Origin of the sequence: Mangrovibacter plantisponsor (genome assembly GCF_003182475.1) — a bacterium.
GTDB classification, from domain to species: domain Bacteria; phylum Pseudomonadota; class Gammaproteobacteria; order Enterobacterales; family Enterobacteriaceae; genus Mangrovibacter; species Mangrovibacter plantisponsor.
Genome location: NZ_QGTS01000038.1, coordinates 1 through 3,129, shown reverse-complemented (window position 1 = coordinate 3,129; position 3,129 = coordinate 1). Strand labels below are relative to the sequence as shown.

Here is a 3,129-nt window from a genome sequence, read left to right as displayed (position 1 = left end):
TCCAGCTGTGCCAGAGCAGTACGCACGGTACTTTCACCTGCACCTATCTGCCGGGCAATGGTTCCAATAGACGGCCAGCTCACCCCCTCGTCACTGCTGAAGTCAGCCAGGCGCGCCATAATGGCTACACTGGACAACTTCATGCCGGAGGCCGCGCAGGCGTCCCACACATAACCAGTTAACTTAGTGCTCATGCATCCACCCTTTTAAACTTCTCCCTGAACCGCTCAACAGGCTGCATGCACTCATGCGGGTAGCCCTTGCGCATGAAAATGACCTGCTGTTTTTCCCGGTCGTAACCAATGACGTGGACAAGGAAACCTCGTGGGTCTTTGTACTGGCGGTCAAGTTCCTGCATAACGCTCTGGCCCTCCGGTAAAACACACCCACGACACCCAGAGCCCGGCTGTGGTTACATGCCACCCAGCGCCCTGATACCATTCGCTCATACCGCCATTGCGTCGTTCCTGAAATATGAAACGCCCGTAGTTGCGGTAAGCGGCTGTTAGCCGTTAAACTGTTCATGCGTTAGTTTCTCCACGAAATATCGACGCCACGGCGCCCGGAGCTGCACACTCGCGGGCGTCACCCTTTTCTGGCTCACAAAAAACGCGATAAACCAGGGTGGTGTGTTCCTGCAGCTTCGTTATCGACTTGTAGAGCTCAGTGTTGATAGCTTCACGTTCGTGCGGCTCAATCACCCCGTCTTCGATTGCTACCCTGATTTGCTGCGAGTACTTCGTGATCTGCTCAATGGCTTCCAACAGCCGCTGGTTGATATCACCGTTGTCCACATCTTCAACGTCAGTCAGCGGAACAAATACCCCGCCTGATGCCCGGGCAACTGCATGAGCCACATGGTGTGTGTTACTGGCTTTTTGCATGACCATGGCCCAGCCCATCGGGAACATCTGATCACCACCAGCGCGCAGGCGGTTAAAAAGCGCGTCTTCAGTGACATCCAGCCACTCACCTGCTTCAACATATCCACCAGGCAATGCAGAGATAGCTTTCCTGATTGCGGCCACCAGCCAGGCTGGCTGCTTTTCTACTTTCCAGTGCTGCTTATCCACGGTTAACCCCTTCTGTCTGTGGTTGTTTTAAGCTGCCGTTTCGCTAGGCTTGCTATCATCTGACTTGCCATACAACAGCCAATGCGGATCACAGTTGAGAGCCACTGCCAACTCAAAGATAAACCGGGGCCGTTTAGTTAAGCCGGCTTCAATGGCTTGAAGAGATTGCTGAGTCATACCGACCATTTCAGCTAATTGCGATTGAGATAAATTCATCTCTTCGCGTTTTTTTCTGAGTCTTTGAGAAATTGTTTCCATATCACCTCCACAGTTTTATCTGTATTTTTGAACAGACAGTTCTGTTTGTCAATCACAGTTTAAACTGTGAGGATTAAGGCACGCGGAGAGGGGAAACCATGAGCCTTGCAGAAAGAGTCAAACAAAAACGGATAGAGCTCGGCCTTACACAAGAGCAAGCTGCTGAAAAAGCAGGAATACGCCAACAGTCATGGGCAAGTATTGAAGATGGAAAAACAAAGAAACCCAGGAATATCGTTGGTATTAGCAAAGCATTAAGTTGTGATCCCACCTGGTTGATGAATGGCGGGACATTCATGCCTATTGGTGATGTGAATACAAGGAAAGTGCCTTTGATTAGTTACGTCCAGGCTGGTGCCTTAGCTGAGAAGGCACCTATCAACGCTTTTGATGGAAATTTTGAGTACATCATGACTGATGTTGAAATGTCTGATTATACGTTTGCCCTTCGTATTGAAGGTGACTCGATGGAGCCTGATTTTAAGGCCGGTGACATAATAATTGTTGATCCTGAATTAGAGCCTATGCCCGGTGAATTTGTAGTAGCTAAAAACGGGAACAATGAAGCCACATTCAAAAAATACAGGCCAACATTCACAGATATGGGCGGGCACCAGCACTTTGAGCTCGTTCCACTAAACGATGACTATCCAACTATCAACAGCAATGAACGCCCATTAAAGATTATAGGTGTCATGATAGAGCACAGAATTTACAGAAGAAAACGTTAATCCCCACAAACCGGCACTCGCCGGTTTTTTTATACCTACAGAAATTAACTCCATAAATACAGATTCTTGTGTAACCTCCAAAATAAATACAGTTTTATCTGTTGACAAAATAACAGTTTTATCTGTAATCTTAATTTCATCAACAGCAGCCAGCCGTTGATAGCGAAGACTGACAAGTCACATCCCTGTTCTGGCGGCCCGGCTTCCCTTGATGGTCGGTAACCGCCAGCTTTTTCAGGGCAAAACTGACACAAGGTAAGATGATGAATGTATGCACCGAAGTGAAAAATCTAAGCGAAAAAATGCAACAGCAGCTTGACCTGGTAAACGACATAAACACAGCTGTCGTAGGCGTTAGTTGGGGTGCATACAACTTTTTAAAGCAGATCGACGATGCCCGGCACACAATCACTCGTCTTTCAGATACTGATCGCCAGAACCTATCTTCCAGCCTGTGTAACTCATTAGATCGATTTTTGGCAAACGCTGACTCTTTGAAATTCTTGCTAAGTAATTCTGCGCTGTTTCACTCAATTGGTCTGGAACAAGATCATCAAGCAGAGCAAACAGCAGATCTGGAGTGTTCAGGTTGCGAATGCTCGCAGGAGTCCATTTTGTTTTCAAATACACAAGGTGATGCAAAGCAGCCACACCATCAAGATGAAGGACAGAATTGCTGTATTTCAACCGGTGCTCATGAAGGTAAAACTCAATAAGTATCAGTTTATAAAGATGACTCCGGCACTGCTGAGAACTGGTTGAATGAGGATTACTTTGGAAATGTGAGGAGCTAATTCCGTAATGTTCAGCAAGATCGGGAAGGATGGCTAAATAAAGATTTTCGTATCCGTTCATGTTGGTTCCTTCTTGGCTGTGTGAGAGCAACCAAGATACCACCTCGCCTGATGTGGATAAAAGCAGGCACAACCATCCCTGTGAGCCAGCAGCTTTTTCAGGGCGCAGGAGTCTGGCGTTTATCCATGACCCCAGACCACTGCGAAGGAACGCAAATGCTGTGTAGAACCTTTGGCGGTACCAGATCTTCAACCCAACACTAGGAGGATGAA

General features: G+C 47.5%; 6 protein-coding genes. 1 reads left to right on the top strand and 5 read right to left on the bottom strand.

Annotated features, from left to right (window positions below):
• The 4 genes from DES37_RS25275 to DES37_RS25260 all read right to left on the bottom strand — a co-directional run.
• On the bottom strand, nt 1-194 hold a 194-nt coding region (locus tag DES37_RS25275; RefSeq protein ID WP_146211556.1), incomplete at its 3' end, for a helix-turn-helix domain-containing protein.
• Nucleotides 191-358, bottom strand: coding sequence for a DUF4222 domain-containing protein (locus tag DES37_RS25270; protein WP_110028282.1), 168 nt, complete (start codon nt 356-358; stop codon nt 191-193). The genes DES37_RS25270 and DES37_RS25275, both read right to left, overlap by 4 nt.
• A 163-nt stretch (nt 359-521) precedes the next feature.
• Nucleotides 522-1,073, bottom strand: a complete 552-nt coding sequence (locus DES37_RS25265; protein ID WP_110028281.1) for a YmfL family putative regulatory protein — start codon at nt 1,071-1,073, stop codon at nt 522-524.
• A gap of 27 nt (nt 1,074-1,100) precedes the next feature.
• Complete coding sequence (locus DES37_RS25260) at nt 1,101-1,331, bottom strand: helix-turn-helix domain-containing protein (protein WP_110028280.1); 231 nt, start codon at nt 1,329-1,331, stop codon at nt 1,101-1,103.
• A 98-nt stretch (nt 1,332-1,429) separates the two neighbouring features.
• Here DES37_RS25260 and DES37_RS25255 point away from each other — a divergent pair, with 98 nt between their 5' ends.
• Nucleotides 1,430-2,062, top strand: coding sequence for a LexA family protein (locus DES37_RS25255; protein WP_110028279.1), 633 nt, complete (start codon nt 1,430-1,432; stop codon nt 2,060-2,062).
• 408 nt (nt 2,063-2,470) lie between these two features.
• Here the strand turns inward: DES37_RS25255 and DES37_RS25250 are convergent.
• Nucleotides 2,471-3,129: ECs1072 family phage-associated protein (locus DES37_RS25250; protein WP_211320582.1), on the bottom strand; the 659-nt coding region annotated here is incomplete at its 5' end.